The sequence below is a fragment of the Acinetobacter nosocomialis genome (genome assembly GCF_041021905.1).
Classification (GTDB): Bacteria; Pseudomonadota; Gammaproteobacteria; order Pseudomonadales; family Moraxellaceae; genus Acinetobacter; species Acinetobacter nosocomialis.
Genome location: NZ_CP157432.1, coordinates 3,601,130 through 3,617,710, shown reverse-complemented (window position 1 = coordinate 3,617,710; position 16,581 = coordinate 3,601,130). Strand labels below are relative to the sequence as shown.

Annotated in this window: 20 protein-coding genes; 15 read left to right on the top strand and 5 right to left on the bottom strand. The window is 37.9% G+C overall.

Annotated features, from left to right (window positions below):
• Positions 1-22: 22 nt before the first annotated feature.
• The 3 genes from ABLC00_RS16945 to gmk all read right to left on the bottom strand — a co-directional run bounded on the left by ABLC00_RS16945 (position 23) and on the right by gmk (position 1,173).
• Positions 23-154, bottom strand: a complete 132-nt coding sequence (locus tag ABLC00_RS16945) for a hypothetical protein (RefSeq protein WP_102990545.1) — start codon at positions 152-154, stop codon at positions 23-25.
• 38 nt (positions 155-192) lie between these two features.
• Positions 193-471, bottom strand: coding sequence for a DNA-directed RNA polymerase subunit omega (rpoZ, locus tag ABLC00_RS16940; RefSeq protein WP_000135049.1), 279 nt, complete (start codon positions 469-471; stop codon positions 193-195).
• Positions 472-543: 72 nt separating this feature from the next.
• Entirely contained in the window at positions 544-1,173 is a 630-nt protein-coding gene (gene gmk, locus ABLC00_RS16935) for a guanylate kinase (RefSeq protein WP_006582556.1), read from the bottom strand.
• A gap of 122 nt (positions 1,174-1,295) precedes the next feature.
• Between gmk and ispH the strand changes: the two genes are divergently transcribed.
• The 12 genes from ispH to rplS all read left to right on the top strand — a co-directional run bounded on the left by ispH (position 1,296) and on the right by rplS (position 11,923).
• A complete protein-coding gene (ispH, locus tag ABLC00_RS16930; protein ID WP_006582557.1) occupies positions 1,296-2,246 on the top strand; it encodes a 4-hydroxy-3-methylbut-2-enyl diphosphate reductase in 951 nt (316 codons plus the stop codon).
• A 168-nt stretch (positions 2,247-2,414) separates the two neighbouring features.
• Positions 2,415-2,855: a prepilin-type N-terminal cleavage/methylation domain-containing protein gene (locus tag ABLC00_RS16925; protein ID WP_025466883.1), complete on the top strand. Its 441-nt coding sequence runs from the start codon at positions 2,415-2,417 to the stop codon at positions 2,853-2,855.
• 14 nt (positions 2,856-2,869) lie between these two features.
• Positions 2,870-3,367, top strand: a complete 498-nt coding sequence (gene pilV / locus ABLC00_RS16920) for a type IV pilus modification protein PilV (RefSeq protein ID WP_033846212.1) — start codon at positions 2,870-2,872, stop codon at positions 3,365-3,367.
• Positions 3,360-4,277, top strand: coding sequence for a PilW family protein (locus tag ABLC00_RS16915; protein ID WP_006582560.1), 918 nt, complete (start codon positions 3,360-3,362; stop codon positions 4,275-4,277). Before pilV ends, ABLC00_RS16915 begins: the two co-directional genes overlap by 8 nt.
• Positions 4,274-4,963 (top strand): hypothetical protein, encoded by a 690-nt coding sequence (locus tag ABLC00_RS16910; protein WP_006582561.1) that lies wholly within the window; start codon positions 4,274-4,276, stop codon positions 4,961-4,963. Before ABLC00_RS16915 ends, ABLC00_RS16910 begins: the two co-directional genes overlap by 4 nt.
• The gene (locus ABLC00_RS16905) at positions 4,963-8,574 is read left to right on the top strand and encodes a pilus assembly protein (protein ID WP_006582562.1); all 3,612 of its coding nucleotides are present in this window, start codon (positions 4,963-4,965) and stop codon (positions 8,572-8,574) included. Before ABLC00_RS16910 ends, ABLC00_RS16905 begins: the two co-directional genes overlap by 1 nt.
• Positions 8,575-8,585: 11 nt before the next feature.
• Positions 8,586-9,149, top strand: a complete 564-nt coding sequence (locus tag ABLC00_RS16900) for a type IV pilin protein (protein ID WP_006582563.1) — start codon at positions 8,586-8,588, stop codon at positions 9,147-9,149.
• On the top strand, positions 9,149-9,571 hold the full coding sequence (locus tag ABLC00_RS16895; protein ID WP_006582564.1) for a type IV pilin protein: 423 nt from the start codon (positions 9,149-9,151) through the stop codon (positions 9,569-9,571). The genes ABLC00_RS16900 and ABLC00_RS16895 overlap by 1 nt, the downstream gene beginning before the upstream one ends.
• A 146-nt stretch (positions 9,572-9,717) precedes the next feature.
• Positions 9,718-9,969, top strand: coding sequence for a 30S ribosomal protein S16 (gene rpsP, locus ABLC00_RS16890; protein ID WP_000260334.1), 252 nt, complete (start codon positions 9,718-9,720; stop codon positions 9,967-9,969).
• Between the two features lie 19 nt (positions 9,970-9,988).
• The gene (gene rimM, locus ABLC00_RS16885; RefSeq protein ID WP_004711694.1) at positions 9,989-10,537 is read left to right on the top strand and encodes a ribosome maturation factor RimM; all 549 of its coding nucleotides are present in this window, start codon (positions 9,989-9,991) and stop codon (positions 10,535-10,537) included.
• Between the two features lie 46 nt (positions 10,538-10,583).
• Complete coding sequence (gene trmD / locus ABLC00_RS16880) at positions 10,584-11,339, top strand: tRNA (guanosine(37)-N1)-methyltransferase TrmD (RefSeq protein WP_006582565.1); 756 nt, start codon at positions 10,584-10,586, stop codon at positions 11,337-11,339.
• 215 nt (positions 11,340-11,554) lie between these two features.
• Entirely contained in the window at positions 11,555-11,923 is a 369-nt protein-coding gene (gene rplS / locus ABLC00_RS16875; RefSeq protein WP_002051668.1) for a 50S ribosomal protein L19, read from the top strand.
• A 52-nt stretch (positions 11,924-11,975) separates the two neighbouring features.
• Here rplS and ABLC00_RS16870 read toward each other — a convergent pair whose 3' ends face one another.
• The gene (locus ABLC00_RS16870; RefSeq protein ID WP_080594638.1) at positions 11,976-12,917 is read right to left on the bottom strand and encodes a triacylglycerol lipase; all 942 of its coding nucleotides are present in this window, start codon (positions 12,915-12,917) and stop codon (positions 11,976-11,978) included.
• 114 nt (positions 12,918-13,031) lie between these two features.
• The gene (locus tag ABLC00_RS16865; RefSeq protein WP_002051740.1) at positions 13,032-14,066 is read right to left on the bottom strand and encodes a lipase secretion chaperone; all 1,035 of its coding nucleotides are present in this window, start codon (positions 14,064-14,066) and stop codon (positions 13,032-13,034) included.
• Positions 14,067-14,219: 153 nt separating this feature from the next.
• Between ABLC00_RS16865 and truB the strand changes: the two genes are divergently transcribed.
• From truB to ABLC00_RS16850, 3 genes are all read left to right on the top strand, one after another.
• Entirely contained in the window at positions 14,220-15,125 is a 906-nt protein-coding gene (gene truB, locus ABLC00_RS16860) for a tRNA pseudouridine(55) synthase TruB (protein ID WP_002051694.1), read from the top strand.
• A gap of 19 nt (positions 15,126-15,144) precedes the next feature.
• Entirely contained in the window at positions 15,145-15,921 is a 777-nt protein-coding gene (locus tag ABLC00_RS16855; RefSeq protein WP_004711708.1) for a TSUP family transporter, read from the top strand.
• Positions 15,922-16,133: 212 nt separating this feature from the next.
• The gene (locus tag ABLC00_RS16850; protein WP_002051715.1) at positions 16,134-16,577 is read left to right on the top strand and encodes a hemerythrin domain-containing protein; all 444 of its coding nucleotides are present in this window, start codon (positions 16,134-16,136) and stop codon (positions 16,575-16,577) included.
• The last annotated feature ends 4 nt before the right edge of the window (positions 16,578-16,581 follow it).

Below are 16,581 nucleotides of genomic sequence, written 5' to 3'. Positions count from 1 at the left end.
GTTACTTAAAAACTAAATCTATCTACTTCTTAATGAAAAGCATATTGCGGAACTTGTCAATTTTTTCGTTTGAAAAAGTGTATTTTTTTTTCAATGAAAATAATTGCTTTTGCCAATATGTTTTTAAATATAAAGAAGCCAAATAAAAAACCATCGCAAAGAAACGATGGTTTTTTATAGAAACAGGAGTAATTAGAAAGAAAAACCTTCTAAATTTAAACTGTTTGTAGAAAGGGCAAGATCAAGACTAGAAGTTTGATAATCTTGCTCACGTTGTTTAAGAATTTCTTTCGTTACGTGACCTACAGCGATTTCGCGTAAAGCAACAACTGTTGGTTTGTCGTTATCCCATTCTACAGTTGGCTCCATGCCTTGACGTGCCAATTGACGAGCACGTTTACTTGCAACGAGCACAAGCTCAAAACGGTTGTCTACATGATCTAAACAATCTTCAACGGTGACGCGTGCCATAAAAGTTCTCGTTTTGGAATGGTAAATTTGAACAGACTAAATAGTATAAAAGGCTTTCGTTCTAGACTCAAGTTATTCCTGTTTTGGTTGAGGAGTAATCAAGTCCTGAATTAATGCTTGGTGTCTATTTGCTTGTTGAGTTAACACTAATCGGTTTGCAGTAATTACTGCTTCAAGCTCATGAAGTGCTTTATTAAAGTCATCATTAATAATAATGTAATCAAAATTTACATAATGTTGCATGTCTTCCACAGCACAGCTTAAGCGATGTTCGATAACTTCCACAGAGTCTGTGCCACGGTTAGATAATCGTTGACGTAAATCGAATTGAGTAGGTGGTAAAATAAAGATCTGTTTAGATTCAGGAAAGAGTTTACGTACTTGCTCAGCACCTTGCCAGTCAATTTCAAGCAAGACATCATGCCCTTGAGCTAATTGTTGTTTAACAGTTGCTTGAGAAGTGCCGTAGTAGTTACCAAATACTTCAGCGTATTCAATAAATCCACCTTGATTTACTTGGTCTAAAAAGACATCTTTTGTTGTGAAATGATAGTGAACACCATCTAACTCACCTGGTCGTTGACCTCGGGTAGTATGCGAAACTGAAACATGTAAATTGCTCACACGGTCAAGTAGGGCTTTCACCAAAGATGTTTTGCCCGTTCCTGATGCAGCAGAAACGACAAACAATAGACCCGACATGATATTTTTCCTGATATGATAAAATATCTTCGCTATTGTAGTGTACCGTGCGTTTAAACTGAATAGTTTTAACTGCAAATATTTACGAGAACTTCCCCTGTTTTATTAATTTTGAGGCTGTTATGGAAATTGTGTTAGCTAATCCGCGTGGTTTTTGTGCCGGTGTTGATCGAGCCATAGCAATCGTCAATCGGGCTTTGGAATGTTTTAATCCACCTATTTATGTGCGTCATGAAGTTGTACACAATAAATTTGTGGTAGATGACTTACGTCAAAGAGGGGCTGTTTTCGTTGATGAGCTGGATCAAGTGCCAGATGATTCTATTGTAATTTTCAGTGCGCACGGAGTTTCAAAAGCGGTCCAGCAAGAAGCAGAGCGTCGAGGTCTCAAAGTTTTTGATGCGACTTGTCCGCTTGTTACGAAAGTGCATATTGAAGTGACTAAATATGCCCGTGAAGGTACAGAAGCGATTTTAATTGGTCATGAAGGGCACCCAGAAGTTGAAGGAACAATGGGGCAATATGACAAATTAAAAGGCGGTGACATTTATTTGGTCGAAGATGAAGCCGATGTAGCAGCGCTTGAAGTCAGACATCCAGAAAAATTAGCTTTTGTTACACAAACGACTTTATCTATTGATGATACTGCGAAAGTCATTGATGCTTTGCGTGCGAAGTTCCCTAAAATTCAAGGGCCACGCAAAGATGATATTTGTTATGCAACTCAAAATAGACAAGATGCCGTACGTGATTTAGCTGAAAAATGCGATGTCGTATTGGTTGTTGGATCACCTAATTCATCAAATTCGAATCGTTTACGAGAGCTTGCTGAACGTATGGGGAAAGCTGCTTATTTAGTAGATAACGCTGATCAGCTTGAACAATCATGGTTCAATGATACTTATAAAATTGGCGTTACAGCAGGTGCTTCTGCTCCAGAAATTTTAATTAAACAAGTGATTCAACGTTTACAGGACTGGGGAGCTCAAGCACCTAAAGAGTTAGAAGGGCGGGAAGAAAATATTACTTTTAGTCTTCCTAAAGAGTTACGTATTCATGTTACTCAAGCATAAAATGTGACTTATTTAACATACTGATTTTAAAAAATTTAAACAGATGATTGTCAAATGACGGTTATCTGTTTTTTTATACCCTTTATCTGGTTTGTATTCGTTTTGTAAAAGTAGAACGTAAAATTTATATAGAAATAAAAAGTTTTAAATTTATTTGGGGTTATGGGGATGAGGGGAATTACTCCGCAAGAAGGGTTCACCTTAATTGAGCTCATGGTAACCATCGCAGTAATGGCAATTATTGCAATGATGACGGCACCGTCTTTTACTAAAACAATTCGTAAAAATGAATTGATAGTTGATACCAGTAATTTTGTTAACTTACTGTCTGAGACTCGTTCAGAAGCTGTATTTAAACAAAGTAATCGAGTGTTGGCTTTAGATAGTAGCGTGACCACCTTTTATAAAAAATGGATACCTTCTAGCCGCGTTGAGAAATACAGTGGTGTTACAAGTGTTACTTATAACCGCCAAGGGCAATCCACGGCAACAGGGAATTTATGTTTTATATTCCGGCATACTTTAGATAACACTTTAATATCTTATGTTTATGTACAAAAAGATGGCATCATTTTTTACGATAAATCGGCAACCAGCTGTCCGAATTAATTGGGGAAAGAATAATGATAACTTCTCAAAAAGGTGCTGGTTTAATGGAAGTGCTTGTTGCACTACTTTTATTGAGTGTTGCTGTACTTGGTTTTATTGCTTTACAAATACGAGCAGTTGCTGCAAGTACTGAAGCAGGTCAGAACATTCAAGCAACCAATATTGCCCGAGATTTAGCAGAGCGTATACGTGTGAATCGAACAGGTTTAAGTAGTTATGTGGATATTGGTGGCACTGACACATTAACAGACTGTTCTACCACATTTTGTGATGCTGCTCAGATGGCGAAATACGATTATGTGCAGGTCAAACAACATGCTACAGATTTAGGTATGAGTCTTGCAATATTGAATTGTAAAGGTTTTTCATTAAATCGAACTCGTCAATGCATATATGTAGCATGGGGGGGTACAACAGCTACAGATGGTAATGGCAGTCCGAATTGTACTAATGGTACAGCCTATGTACCTGACGCAAAATGTACCATTATGGAGGTTTATAATTATGATTAAACCTCAACAAGCTTTTACTTTGATTGAACTTATGATCGCTTTGGCGCTTGGTTTACTAATTGTGGCTGCAGGGCTTGCCATTTTTTTAAGTAGTCAGCGCTCAATGGGACTACAAAGTAGTTTAGGAGGCTTACATCAAAATGCCAATTTTGGACTTTCATCTTTAACACATGATTTACGACATGCCAATTTGAATACCCCTTCAAGTCAATATGTAAATAATAAAGTGATTGGTTCAGGTATCATTTTTGCGAAAGAAAATCTTCCTAGCAATTTACAAAATATTCCCAATTTAGAAACTAAATTTGTTTCTTTACAGAGTAATGATACTGACAATACGTCTGGGGAAAGTGATCAGTTAACTATTCAATATGTACCTGCTGCAAATGAAATCATAGATTGTGAAGGGAATACAATTACTAGTGCGCAGTCTAAAACTATAGTCCAGCGTTACTTCCTAAAAGAGATTAATAAACCTACAGGTGAGCCGGTTTCTTATTCATTGGCCTGTGATGCAGGATGGTACGCTATTGACGATACCGCAATTACTGGTCTAGATAATAACGCACAACAAATTATGCAATATATTGATGCTTTTAAAGTGCGATTAGGTGTTAAAGATTTAGTAAATAATAAGTTGCGTTATATGACGTTGAATGAATATAAAGCAGCTATGGGGAATAGTGTGACTGATCCCAAAAATTATTTACAAGTGGTTTCTGTTGAAATTGGGGTGTTAGCGCGTTCAACTGGAAAAATTGGTTCTGATTCAAATTTAAATACCCAAAAAACATTTAACTTGGCAGGACAGACTGTGACATTAAATGGAACAGATGCAGTCAATCAAAAATATTTACGACAGGCTGTAAGTCAAGTGGTGGCATTAAGAAACACATTGGGGGCCTCATGATAAGAAAGCAGCACGGCGCAACACTCATTGTTGTTCTTATTATTTTAATTATGGTGACTTTATTAGGTACTCTTGCGATTAAATCAGGCATCTTAGGCTTAAAAATTGCGACTAATAGTCAAGTAAATGCTTTGTTGCTCGAAAACTCTGACGCAGCATTATTTAATATTGAGAATCCAGCAAAGGTTGAACAGCAATTGGCTTTAAATGGCATGTTTGCCTATTTTAACTCGGCAGATAATGCACAAGATGAGCTGGTATTTTGTTATAAAGCATCAGAAGATACATTTTTTAGTTTACAAAAAGCAAGTGCGATTACTTCTGATGGTGGTACAACGAAAATTGGGGTGGACGGTTTTTGTAAGTCCAATTGGTTTGCAACAGGTCGTTCAGCTGTTTTATCTCAAATTTATTTAACCCGTGCAGCAACTACAGTAACTCCTTTTGGAAATGTGCCTTTAGGTACGAGCCAAGGGCAAAGTAGTATTCCTAGTATTTCGAATAATATTGGAGCTACTGTGATTTCAGTGTTGCCAAGTTTTTCTGGAGCGAGTAGCTCACAAATAGAAAATTGCTTTAAACAACGCGCTTCTTTGGTAGGTGCTTGTTTTGATGGGTTGAATATACCTTATAACATGCAGCATGCAGATTATACCGTTGGTGGTTCACCACAGTTGGCATCGTAATGTGGAAAGATTGGGGATTGAAAAAAATGATGAATTTAAAAAAAAGAAAATTGCTTTCTGTGATGGTGTCAACTTTAATGGCGTGTAGTAGCGTATCTGTATTCGCCAGTGATATTGATATTTATAAGATACCTCGTGCAAGTAAAATTACTTTATTTCTGATGTTTGATACCTCAGGAAGTATGGGATCGGGAGATAACTATACTGATTTAAATAGCAGAAATTCTGCTAGTAGTCTCTATCAAGATTACAATATTTGTCCATGGAGTAATATTGGGTCTTCTCGTTCTCCTACTTATGTTTCTGATGTGAATGTTGAAAGTAAAACTTATCAAGTAAGGGGTGGTACACAAAAAACTTATAACGTTAATTACTGCAATGTATCTAATACTACTTACAATAATTTAGCTACTTTATATAAAAATCGAATTTTAAATGAATGTGTTAAAACTAGCTCAACTTCTGATAGTTATAGATGTTATGACCGGTTATCTCGTTTAAAGATTGCATTAACTCAAATTCTGAGTAGCGATGAGCTTCCTGATACAACACGGATAGGTCTGGGGCAGTTTTCTAGTCCAACAAGTACATCTACATATTCGCATGATGGAAAAAGTGGGCGTGTAATTTATCCGGTTGTAGCATTAACTCAAGCAAATAGAGAAAAGCTGATTGATATAGTAACGGGATTAAGTGCTTATAATGGAACTCCTTCTGCCGCTGCTTATGGAGAAGCTGGAGCATATTTTTTAGGTGCTAATACTTATGGGCTAACAAATAGTGGTTATAGCTATTCTGTAACTACTGCAAAAAATAATAATAATGGATATATAGCACCACTAAGTGCCTCGGAAAGAGCGGATACTTGTAATGGGCAAGGAATTTATTTTTTAACAGATGGCGTTGCTAATAGTTCTACCAGTAGTTACACATCTGCAATTATGAATAAATCTATTCCGCTGTCAGGTACTGGATTAAGTGGAGGAGGAAGTGATGCTGGTTGGGCTGAAATAGGAAAGTTTTCTAAATTACTTAGAGGTACAAACTATAATATTAAAACTGCGGTAGTGGGTTTCGGGAGCGATTTTCCCAATAGTTCAACTTATGTTAAAGATTTACCAGTTGATATTCTAGATCAGGATGGCGATGTAGTTGAATCAGTTAATCGTCGTTTTTATGACTGTTCGGCTTTACCTGATGGAGATATTAAAAATACATGTAACTGGGGAGCAAAACCACATGCTCAATTGTCAAGTAGTGTAGGTGGATTTGGTAATGGCGGATTTTATTCTGCACAATCAACACAGGATGTGATTAATAGTATCAAATATTTTGTGGATGATATTCGCCCTCGGTTTAAACCTGTTCTTACTGGATCGCCAACTTTACCTCAAGATGCATTAAATTCATTGCGTATTCAGCCTTATGCTTATTATGCCTCTTTTACACCAAAACCTCAGGATCCTACTCAGCTTTGGGTTGGAAATATGAATAAGTATAATGTCAAAAGTGGTCAATTGTACGCAAAAGATAAATCGACAAAACTATTTAATACAGATGGGTCATTGAACCAGGCTGCTATAGGTATGTGGGATGGTGGTGTAACTCAGCAACTACCATTAGGTACACATTTAAATACAGATAATATTCGAGTTGAAGATAGAACGCTTTATACCAACCGAGAAATTAAAGGGAATGCAGCACCTTATACTGCTACTGAAAGTGATTCACTCAATAAAGTAAGTTTGCAGAACTTATTTGCAATAGATCCAAGTGGTTCTGCATCATTTCAAAATGATCCTGCTAAAAACTATTGGTTAAATTTACTGGGATATAATATTGGTGAAAATGAAACGGTAACTTTAGATGATGTCATAAAGAAACCTGAACTTCGTCAAGTCGGTGCAATAATGCATTCAACCCCAATTCTCTTGACACAAGAGGGTAAAATTACGATATCAGGTGGGCAATTAGATACTACAAATCGCAAAGACTATTTGCTGTTTGGTAGTACCCAAGGTCTCTTACATATTGTTGATGCAGAAACTGGAAAAGAAACTTTTGCTTTTGTACCAAATGAAATTATGCAAAAACAATCTAAAGCATTTTTAAGTGAGACTTCTAGTACAGGAGGTAGTAATCTTTTATTTTATGGTATAGATGCTCCTTGGAGTGCTTATACGCAGTATGTGGCTAAAACCGATGGTACATTGACTGTAAAAAATTCAGGACGTACTGTAACAGATAGTACGAGTGGTAAAGACATTGCTTTAAAAGGATTGCAATGGGTTTACGGCGGTTTGCGTATGGGAGGGCGTAGTTATTACGCGTTAGATTTAACGGATATAACGAGTCCTACACTTAAGTTTCATATTAATCCAGCTGGTGCAGATAATACGGATGGAACAATAAATACAACTAAGGCACTAAGCTATATGGGACAAAGCTGGTCAAAACCAACATTGGCTTACGTCAAATTTGGAGGTCAGAAGAAATTAGTGATGTTTGTGGGGGGGGGCTATGATGAGGGGTATGAAGACCCAGCCTATGAACAGACTAATAAGAAAGGTTCTGGTGTCTATATGTTTGATGCCAACAATGGTAATTTGCTCTGGTGGTCAAGTGCAAATGCTACAGAAAATAAAGGCGCAGAAGCATATACTCAGAATAATGATTTAAAATACAGCGTAGTCAGTCAAATTAATGCGGTTGATCGTGATAGTGATGGTTTGGTTGATCATTTGTATTTTGGAGATTTAGGGGGGCAAGTTTTTCGTGTTGATTTTAATAATGAATCTACTGATAAAACAGATTTTGCAAAACATGTGGTAAGAATATTTAATCAGCATGATAGCGCTGGGACGGGTGCTAGTCCGCGTTTCTATGAAATGCCAAGTTTTTCTGTTTCTAGGGATGGAAATGGTTCCATAGTGGGTGTAGTTGCCCTGAGTTCAGGTAATCGTAGTTCACCCTTATCAGGTGTGACTGGTACAAATAATCCGTCTCCGTCAACCAGTGCGAGTGATGGCGTATTTGTTATTTTTGACAAGGATGTGGCGAACGCGAATTTATATAGTTTGGCTGATGCCGATTTAAAAACAAAGGATGTTGCTCTTGCTTCTTTAAATGCATATTTTACTAATAAATTTACTGGTGATGCATATAAAAATGGAGTGGATATCGCGACAAAAAATGGTTGGAAATATACTTATTCGGATAGTGCAGGTGTGTATAAAGGCATGAATGGGCTTTATGCCTTAGATGGTATGCTCTATGTCAATGTGTTTTATCGTGATGGCAACGGGATAAATGGTTCTTGTGGTGGCGGAGTGAAAGGTAATTCAAAGCTTTATCAGTTTTGCTTGCCAACTGGAAAATGTGATTTTTATGGTAGTACTACAACGCAACCAAATAATACAGATTTAGGTGCTGGTATTTTGGGAACAGGACTAGGAGACTATTCGGGTAATACTACGGGTAATAAACTAATAAAAAATGTAGTTTCAACTGATCTTGATTGTACAAAAGCAGCCAATAAAAACTTACCAGAATGTCAAGTATTTAGTACGGCAGTAAAATTGCAACATTTGCGCTGGTATGAAGCTCGTTAAGAGGTGGAAAAATGTTGAAGCAAAGGGCATTTACCTTAATTGAGTTGATGATCACACTTATAGTAACCGCAGTTTTAGCTGCGATTACGTATCCCAATTATAGACGATATATGGAAAAAAGAGATCTGGCTGTGGCACAACAGGAGGCGCAACATCTTGCTTCAGAACTAGAACGGTTTAAAGCCAAAAACTTTAGCTATAAAGGTTTTGATGCAAGTTATATTTATAATGCTGGAACGGTCACTCCTTATGATGCAACCACTAGTAGTCTATTGTTGCCACTGGATGCTACATCGACAACTGCAAAGTATACACTGACTTTATTAGATGCCACTCAACATTTACCTTTATCTATTTTAAAGGGCTCTGATGGTAACGAGACAGCAGATTCTGCGAAAGTGCAAGGTTTAAACTGGGTTATTATTGTTGAACGGGCTAAGAATAGTAGTGGTGAACCTAAGCAAGCTAATAACTATGATTTACTTATAAACAGCGATGGTTTTCGTTGTATGACAAAAGTTAAAAATGTAGTCAATGGATATACTGACTGTGGTAGCAATAGTGAGACATGGTAATGAAAAAATATGAAGGTTTTACCCTCATAGAGCTAATGATTGTGGTTGCTATTATTGCAATTTTGGCAGCAATTGCTTACCCCTCCTATACACAATATAGAATTCGGACGAATCGTGCAGATGTGCAAAATGAAATGATGCAAACAGCGCAACGTCTACAAAGTTACTATGTGATTAATCATAATTATACTAGTGCTACACTCAATAATGGTTTAACTACTAAAGATTATCCAGCATCCAATCCAATTTATACTATTGCACTAGTCACAAACTCTCAAACATGGACGCTTACTGCAACTCCTAAAACAAATACGATTCAAGTTGGAAATGGCACTGTACTTTTGAATAGTGACGGGCAGAAATGTTGGACTAAAGGTCAGTCTTGTACAACTTCAACCACTTCCAATTGGGATGGACGCTAATTTAAATTCAAAACTGCGGATAACTCAAAATTTAATCTTTCTTTCAGGGTGAAAATCACGTAGAATGTCGCCCTCTATGAAAGGGGTTTGAAGTGTTGCCGATGGTCGGCGCAGGGATAATCCGTAAGAATTATAAGGCTTTTATCATGGTTGTTATTCGTTTAGCACGTGGCGGCGCAAAAAAACGTCCATTCTATCAAATCGTTGTGACTGATAGCCGCAATGCACGTGATGGTCGTTTCATCGAGCGTATCGGTTTCTTTAACCCAACTGCACAAGGTCAAGCAGAAAAACTTCGTTTAGACGCAGACCGTTTTGCTCACTGGGTTTCTCAAGGTGCTCAACCTTCTGAACGTGTTGCTTCTTTGGCTGCTCAAGCTAAAAAAGCTACTGCATAATTATTGTAGTAGGTAGCCCATGACACCAACACAGAATGTTCCCGAAGATCGTATTCAGATTGGACAGTTACGTTCAGCTTATGGATTAAATGGGTGGCTCTGGGTGTATTCCAATACGGAACCCATGAGCAATATGTTTGACTACTTGCCTTGGTACATTGAGACCAAGGCTGGTTGGCAAACAGTTGATGTAAAACGTTGGAAACCACATGGTAAAGGCTTAGTTGTCTCTTTAAAAGGTGTGAGTGATCGCACTGGAGCAGAGAGCTTGGTTGGCGCTAATATCTGGATTGCTAAATCTCAATTGCCAAAAGCAGATGTAGATGAGTACTACTGGTCAGATTTGAAAGGCTTAACGGTGTTAGGACTTGATGATGAAGAACAGGAAGTAAACCTAGGGCAAATTCATGAGTTGTTTGAAACTGGAGCTAATGATGTGATGGTTGTACGTGCTACACCAGACAGCATTGATTCAGAAGAACGCATGATTCCTTGGCATAAAGACGTGGTACAACGCGTTGATCTTGAAGCTGGTCGCATTTACGTCAATTGGGGCGTAGATTATTAATCCTTTTTTAGGGGATTAACGCAGCAGGAAAATAGAGGAGTCTGCGGTGTTTTTTGCAGTCATTACGCTTTTTCCTGAAATGTTTGAAGCGATTACAGCCTACGGGATTAGCGGACGTGCAGCAAAGCGTGACATTGTACAAGTCACTTGTATTAATCCACGTGATTTTGCTGAAGGGAGTTACCGGAGAGTGGATGAACGTCCATTTGGCGGTGGTCCTGGTATGGTAATGATGGCTGAGCCTCTCGCAAAAGCAATTAACCATGCCAAACAACTTGCTTCGCAAGCAGGATGTGTTCATGTACCTGTGGTGTATATGTCTCCACAAGGTAAAACTTTAAATGAACAGGCAGTACAGCAGTTTGTTGATTATGACGGCTTGATTGTATTGTGTGGACGTTATGAAGGCGTCGATGAACGTTTGATCCAGCATTATGTTGATCAGGAATGGTCAATTGGAGATTATGTTTTATCTGGCGGTGAACTACCTGCCATGGTGTTGCTTGATAGTATTATTCGCCGTTTGCCGAATGTAATGTCAGATGAGCAATCAGCGATACAAGATTCTTTTGTAGATGGTCTTTTAGATTGTCCGCAATATACTAAGCCAGACCACTTTGAAGGTTTGGATGTCCCTGAAATTTTAAAATCAGGACATCATGCCAACATTGAAAAGTGGCGTTTTTTGCAGCGATATCAACGGACTTTAGAACGCCGACCAGAGTTGGTAGAAAAAGTAGAGTTGACTAAACAGCAAAAAAAATGGCTAAAAGATATACATGAGAATGGCGGTAATTCTTAATTGCTATTCTCAAGAACGAAAGTTCTAACACAAGACGAGAAGCAATGCTTCGAGTTAAACCATAAGTCTATTTAAATTTATAGATTTATGTGTAATTAAGGCTCTTTACGATTGTCGTAAAGGGAAAGTTAAACGGGTTGATATGCGTTTTTAGCCTCTATCCCCAGCGGAAACTCAGACCTCTTCTGACTCCGCACATATTGGAGATTCCCACAATGAGTGGTAAACATCCTTTAGTTCAAGCTGTTGAAAATGCACAGTTAAAAACTGACCTTCCTGAATTTGCTCCTGGTGACACAGTAGTTGTTCAAGTTAAAGTAAAAGAAGGTGACCGTGAACGTCTTCAGGCATTTGAAGGTGTTGTTATCGCTAAGAAAAACCGTGGTTTGAACTCTGCGTTCACAGTACGTAAAATTTCTAGCGGTGTTGGTGTTGAGCGTGTATTCCAAACTCACTCACCAGTTGTTGCTAAAATCGAAGTGAAACGTCGTGGTGACGTTCGTCGTGCTAAACTTTACTACCTCCGTGACTTGTCTGGTAAAGCTGCACGTATTCGTGAAAAATTACCAGCTCGTAAAGCGTAAGCTTATACCGAGTAAAAAAATGCGCCTTTTGGCGCATTTTTTTATTTGAAACTCATAATCCTTGTAGTTTTAAACGATTAGCATGTTGACGATAAACCGAGACTGGGTCTGCTGCAAAAATAGAACGTATACCAAGCACTTGATTGACTTCATCTAAATGGTTCCAGTTATAGTCATCACGAATAGTCTTACCAAACTTGGCACTACATCTAGAAACTAGTCCATCGTTATCTCCTAGTGGGTCAACAACCAAACTACTTCCTGTTAATGCAATATCAAAAGGATCTAATGGATTTGTGAGTGCTTTATTGCCAGAGAATGAATACATATAGATTCCTTTCTCTTGATAAGCACCTTCACCACAAGACGTGGTAGGAACACCCATCGGAAATTGTGCATTAAACTGTGCCGAGCCTTGAGTTGATAGGCTATGAGCGCCAGCTAAAGAGTCATGCGGATAACTAGTTGGATCTAGGCCTTCTGCCCAAGTAATCGCTGCTGAAAACCAGTTTACTAATGTTGCCAGTCCAGACAGAGGAGTACCTTCAACGTTCAGGATGACATCTGCCATTGGAGATCCTTTGTGAGGTGCTCCGATAGTAGTAAGTGAAGCAACTTTCTCTGGCATGATACCAGCGACATAGCGAACTGTTGGTCCCCCGTGACTATGTCCGATTAAGTTGACTTTAGGTTTTCCCGTAATAGCAATAATTTCCTCTACTTGTTGGGCAAGTTGTTCTCCGCGAACTTCGGTTGAGTTAAACGGTGAAACCCTTGTTGCCCAGACATTTCCTCCGTTACGCGCAAGGTCAGGAAGAATCTGATACCAATAATCAAGACCAAGCGTATCTGTCCCAACTCGGCTAAAACCGGCCATACCATGATTAAAAACCAATGGATATTTGGTTTGAGCATAATTCGAATAGACAAATGAGCTTTTTACTTGCTCTGCATTTGTGGCATGGGTTGCTGAAACACTCAGTCCTGAGAGTATTGCAGCACAGAAAAATATTAAGTTCCTTTTCATTTTTTACTCACTATTTTTATTTTGTATGAGCAGCAGCTGTTACTGCTGGATAAGGTTTGGCTCACTTTGAAATAGAAAAGCCTAATAGTTAAATGGTAGTTCACCTCCTTGGTCATGGACTTTTTCAAAAGTTTGAAGACGAAGTTGTTCCTGTGATGAGCTAAATTGTTGTTGGCGTAGTTGTTGAATTGCTTGATTTTTAGCACTATCACTCATATTGCTATTGAGAACTTCATCACGCTGTTTTAAGAAGCCTGTAACTCGCTGTTGCCAAGCATTACGCTGCGTATCTAAAGTTTCTAATCTTTGTGTTGCCTCAGCTCCTACAAGTGCAGTACGCATTTGACGCAGTTCCTCCGCTGAACCATTGCGAGCTTTAATTTGTTTGGTCAGCGTATGCAAATCATCAAGTTTTGATAGTTCTTGCAGATTTTGTTGCCAGTCTGCTGGTAGCTGTTCAAAGCGTTCTTTCAGCTTTTTAGCTTTTTCAATTTCACTTAAAGATGAATCTTCCAAAATTTTCATGCGATCTAATGTGTAGTTCTGATAGATATCTTCTGTTGAAAAGAGTCCTTCAATTTCAGATGCAGAGAAGAAACGTTTTCTAATATCTTGAATTGAACTAAAGATCTTTTGAAAATAATTTTGATCTTGTTGTTTAGATTGAGGTGGTTGAATTTGTGCAAGCTGCTCACGGTATTTTAAATAACGAGTCCACAAGTCAATAATCTGTGAGCGGGCTGGTTCTAAATACTGATCTTGTATGAATTTCTCAAAATGCGTTTTGACTTGTTGTAAATTAGATTCTCCATACTGTGTAATAAAATATTCAAAACAGTCACGGGTTTGGTTATTTACAACTAAATGTTGAGAACTATCAATTTTTAACTGGCAATTAACTTGAGTATCTTGCTGACTTTTACTTAAGTAAGCATTATCACTTGTTATTGAATTTAAAGGTGTTTGATGAGTAGATGTTAAAGTTTTAGTTTCATCCTGATTGAACCGAGGTGAACTACTTTTCGAGTCGGGGCTTAGCCAATATACACATGCGATGAGGCTCAAAATAAAAAATCCGAGCACACACCACAATATCTTTTTCTGCATCCTTTGCATAAAGATATCTTCCTTAAGTTTTAATTTGTTGTTTTTTTACTCGATCATTAATGTGCCATAAAATAAGTGAAAACGCATCTAAATATTCTGAAAATATCTTGCCGAATTTGCTAACATGTCGGCACTTTTTTCTAGCTTTGTGTTCCAGTAAAAATGACGACAAAAAATCAAAAAATTTCTCGTCGCCATATCAGTGGTGTATTTCTATTAAATAAACCATTAGGGCTCAGTTCAAACGCCGCTTTGCAAAAAGTGCGTTGGCTGTACCGTGCCCAAAAGGCAGGCCATACTGGCGCATTAGATCCATTAGCGACTGGTTTACTTCCTATTTGTCTAGGTGAGGCCACTAAGTTTTCACATTATTTGCTGGACTCGACAAAGCGTTATCAGACGACTGTTCGATTAGGCCAAACTACAACAACAGGCGATGTTGAAGGCGATATTTTACAAGAACGTCCTATTCCTGTTCTTAGCAAAGAGCTTATTGAGCAAACTTTAGAAAAGTTTAGAGGCGACATTCAACAAGTTCCACCGATGTATTCGGCGTTAAAAAAAGAGGGTAAGCCGTTATATGAGCTTGCCAGAAAAGGAATCGAGATTGAACGTGAAGCGCGCCCAGTTACGATTTATGCTTTAGAGCTTATTGAATTTACCGAAAATAGTATCACTCTAGATGTAACCTGTTCTAAAGGAACATATATTCGTGTGCTAGGTGAAGATATTGGTGAGGCACTTGGCTGTGGTGGTCATTTGACAATGCTTCACCGTATTCAAACGGGGCATTTTGAGTTAATCCCAAGTTATACCATTGAATATTTAGAAAGCTTAACGGAAGAGCAAAGAGAAACTTTGTTACTACCAGTGTATGCGCCAATTGACCATTTCTTAAAAATTCAGGTTCCTGAAGGAAGGGAAAAATATTTTTGCAATGGTTTAGAAAGCAATATTGATCATTCTGCGGAAGCAGAAGTTTTGGTTTTTTCGGGTGAACGCTGTTTAGGTTTGGCTGAGATTACTGATAAAAAACGGTTGGTACCTAAGCGTATCTTAAATTTGTAGTAGATGTAGAGTATAGAGCATGGGCATGGAATGGGATGTTATCCTTAGTTTGATCTTTTTTGCGTTTACTGCGGGAGCAATTGATGCTGCCGTTGGTGGCGGTGGACTCATCCAGATTCCCGGCATTATGAGTACTTTCCCGTCCATGCAGACTGCAACGGTTATTGGTACAAATAAAGTTTCATCGATTTTTGGTACTGCATCGGCGGCTTATACGTTTGCAAAAAGAGTGAAGTTGCAATGGAAGCTTTTGGCAGTCATTGCCATTTGTGCTCTCATTAGCTCATTTGCTGGCGCAGCGTGCTTATCACTTATTCCACAATCTGTATTACGTCCTTTTGTATTTGTAATGCTGATCGTAATTGCCATTTATACCTTAGTAAAAAAGAATTTTGGTCAAGTTCATACTGAGCAAAAAATTACTACGAAAATGCTAGTTTTAGCAGGTATTGGTAGTTTGGCGATTGGCTTTTACGACGGTATTTTTGGGCCGGGTACGGGTAGTTTCTTTATCTTTTTCTTTATCCGCTTTTTACAAGTCGATTTTTTACATGCTTCAGCATTGTCAAAAATCGGTAACTTCATGACGAATCTTGCTGCTTTGAGTTTTCTGATTCCAACTGGTCACGCTATTTTACATATCGGTTTAATGATGGCAGCTGCAAACGTTATTGGTTCTATTGTTGGGGTGCGTACCGCCCTTAAATACGGTAGTGGTTTTGTCCGTATTATCTTTTTAATTTTGGTGAGTATCTTGATTTGCCGTTTAGGGTATCAAATTTTTGTCACGGGCTAAAATAGTATTGAAAGTATGAGCTGTCTTTGAGTTCGGTTCATACTTTTATGTATCATTTAAAATTCGAAATATAAAAATCATTACAGAAATTTACTAGAAAGAGAACTGTGTAAAAAATAGTCTCATTTTAAGCTACGTAAACAATATAAATTTCAAAGTATCATAAACCTTGAAATAAAAAAGATTTTTTAGCTAAAAAAATGAGGAAGAGAATGAATATTTTCGAAGCATTAAGAGAAAGCCATGAAAATCAACGTAACCTTTCTGAACAATTAATCCAGACTCATGGTTTAACTGAAGAACGAAAACAATTATTTGATGCATTAAAAAATGAACTCTATGCTCATTCAGTTGCCGAGGACCGTTATTTATATATCCCTTTAATGTTTGACGATGTGGGTTTGGATATTACTCGACATGCCTTATCTGAACATCATGAAATGGATGAGTTGGTTGAACAGCTTGAAAAAACGGATATGAGTAGCCCAAGCTGGTTGGCCACTGCCAGACAGTTAAGTGAAAAAGTTCATCATCATTTAAAAGAAGAAGAGCATAAATTTTTTCAACAAGCTGGAAAAATTCTTAAAGACAGCGAAAAAGAAACGCTCGGCAATAAATATTTAAAGGAATATAAAAAGTATAAAAAGCAGCAGTAGATTA

Coding starts and splice junctions, on each gene's coding strand:
- rplS (WP_002051668.1), top strand. CDS start 11,555: ATGAGTGGTAAACATCCTTTAGTTCAAGCTGTTGAAAATGCACAGTTA.
- ispH (WP_006582557.1), top strand. CDS start 1,296: ATGGAAATTGTGTTAGCTAATCCGCGTGGTTTTTGTGCCGGTGTTGAT.
- ABLC00_RS16855 (WP_004711708.1), top strand. CDS start 15,145: ATGGGCATGGAATGGGATGTTATCCTTAGTTTGATCTTTTTTGCGTTT.
- gmk (WP_006582556.1), bottom strand. CDS start 1,173: ATGTCGGGTCTATTGTTTGTCGTTTCTGCTGCATCAGGAACGGGCAAA.
- truB (WP_002051694.1), top strand. CDS start 14,220: ATGACGACAAAAAATCAAAAAATTTCTCGTCGCCATATCAGTGGTGTA.
- ABLC00_RS16900 (WP_006582563.1), top strand. CDS start 8,586: ATGTTGAAGCAAAGGGCATTTACCTTAATTGAGTTGATGATCACACTT.
- rpoZ (WP_000135049.1), bottom strand. CDS start 471: ATGGCACGCGTCACCGTTGAAGATTGTTTAGATCATGTAGACAACCGT.
- pilV (WP_033846212.1), top strand. CDS start 2,870: ATGATAACTTCTCAAAAAGGTGCTGGTTTAATGGAAGTGCTTGTTGCA.
- ABLC00_RS16925 (WP_025466883.1), top strand. CDS start 2,415: ATGAGGGGAATTACTCCGCAAGAAGGGTTCACCTTAATTGAGCTCATG.
- ABLC00_RS16850 (WP_002051715.1), top strand. CDS start 16,134: ATGAATATTTTCGAAGCATTAAGAGAAAGCCATGAAAATCAACGTAAC.
- ABLC00_RS16945 (WP_102990545.1), bottom strand. CDS start 154: ATGGTTTTTTATTTGGCTTCTTTATATTTAAAAACATATTGGCAAAAG.
- ABLC00_RS16895 (WP_006582564.1), top strand. CDS start 9,149: ATGAAAAAATATGAAGGTTTTACCCTCATAGAGCTAATGATTGTGGTT.
- ABLC00_RS16905 (WP_006582562.1), top strand. CDS start 4,963: ATGTGGAAAGATTGGGGATTGAAAAAAATGATGAATTTAAAAAAAAGA.
- ABLC00_RS16865 (WP_002051740.1), bottom strand. CDS start 14,066: ATGCAAAGGATGCAGAAAAAGATATTGTGGTGTGTGCTCGGATTTTTT.
- ABLC00_RS16915 (WP_006582560.1), top strand. CDS start 3,360: ATGATTAAACCTCAACAAGCTTTTACTTTGATTGAACTTATGATCGCT.
- rpsP (WP_000260334.1), top strand. CDS start 9,718: ATGGTTGTTATTCGTTTAGCACGTGGCGGCGCAAAAAAACGTCCATTC.
- ABLC00_RS16910 (WP_006582561.1), top strand. CDS start 4,274: ATGATAAGAAAGCAGCACGGCGCAACACTCATTGTTGTTCTTATTATT.
- rimM (WP_004711694.1), top strand. CDS start 9,989: ATGACACCAACACAGAATGTTCCCGAAGATCGTATTCAGATTGGACAG.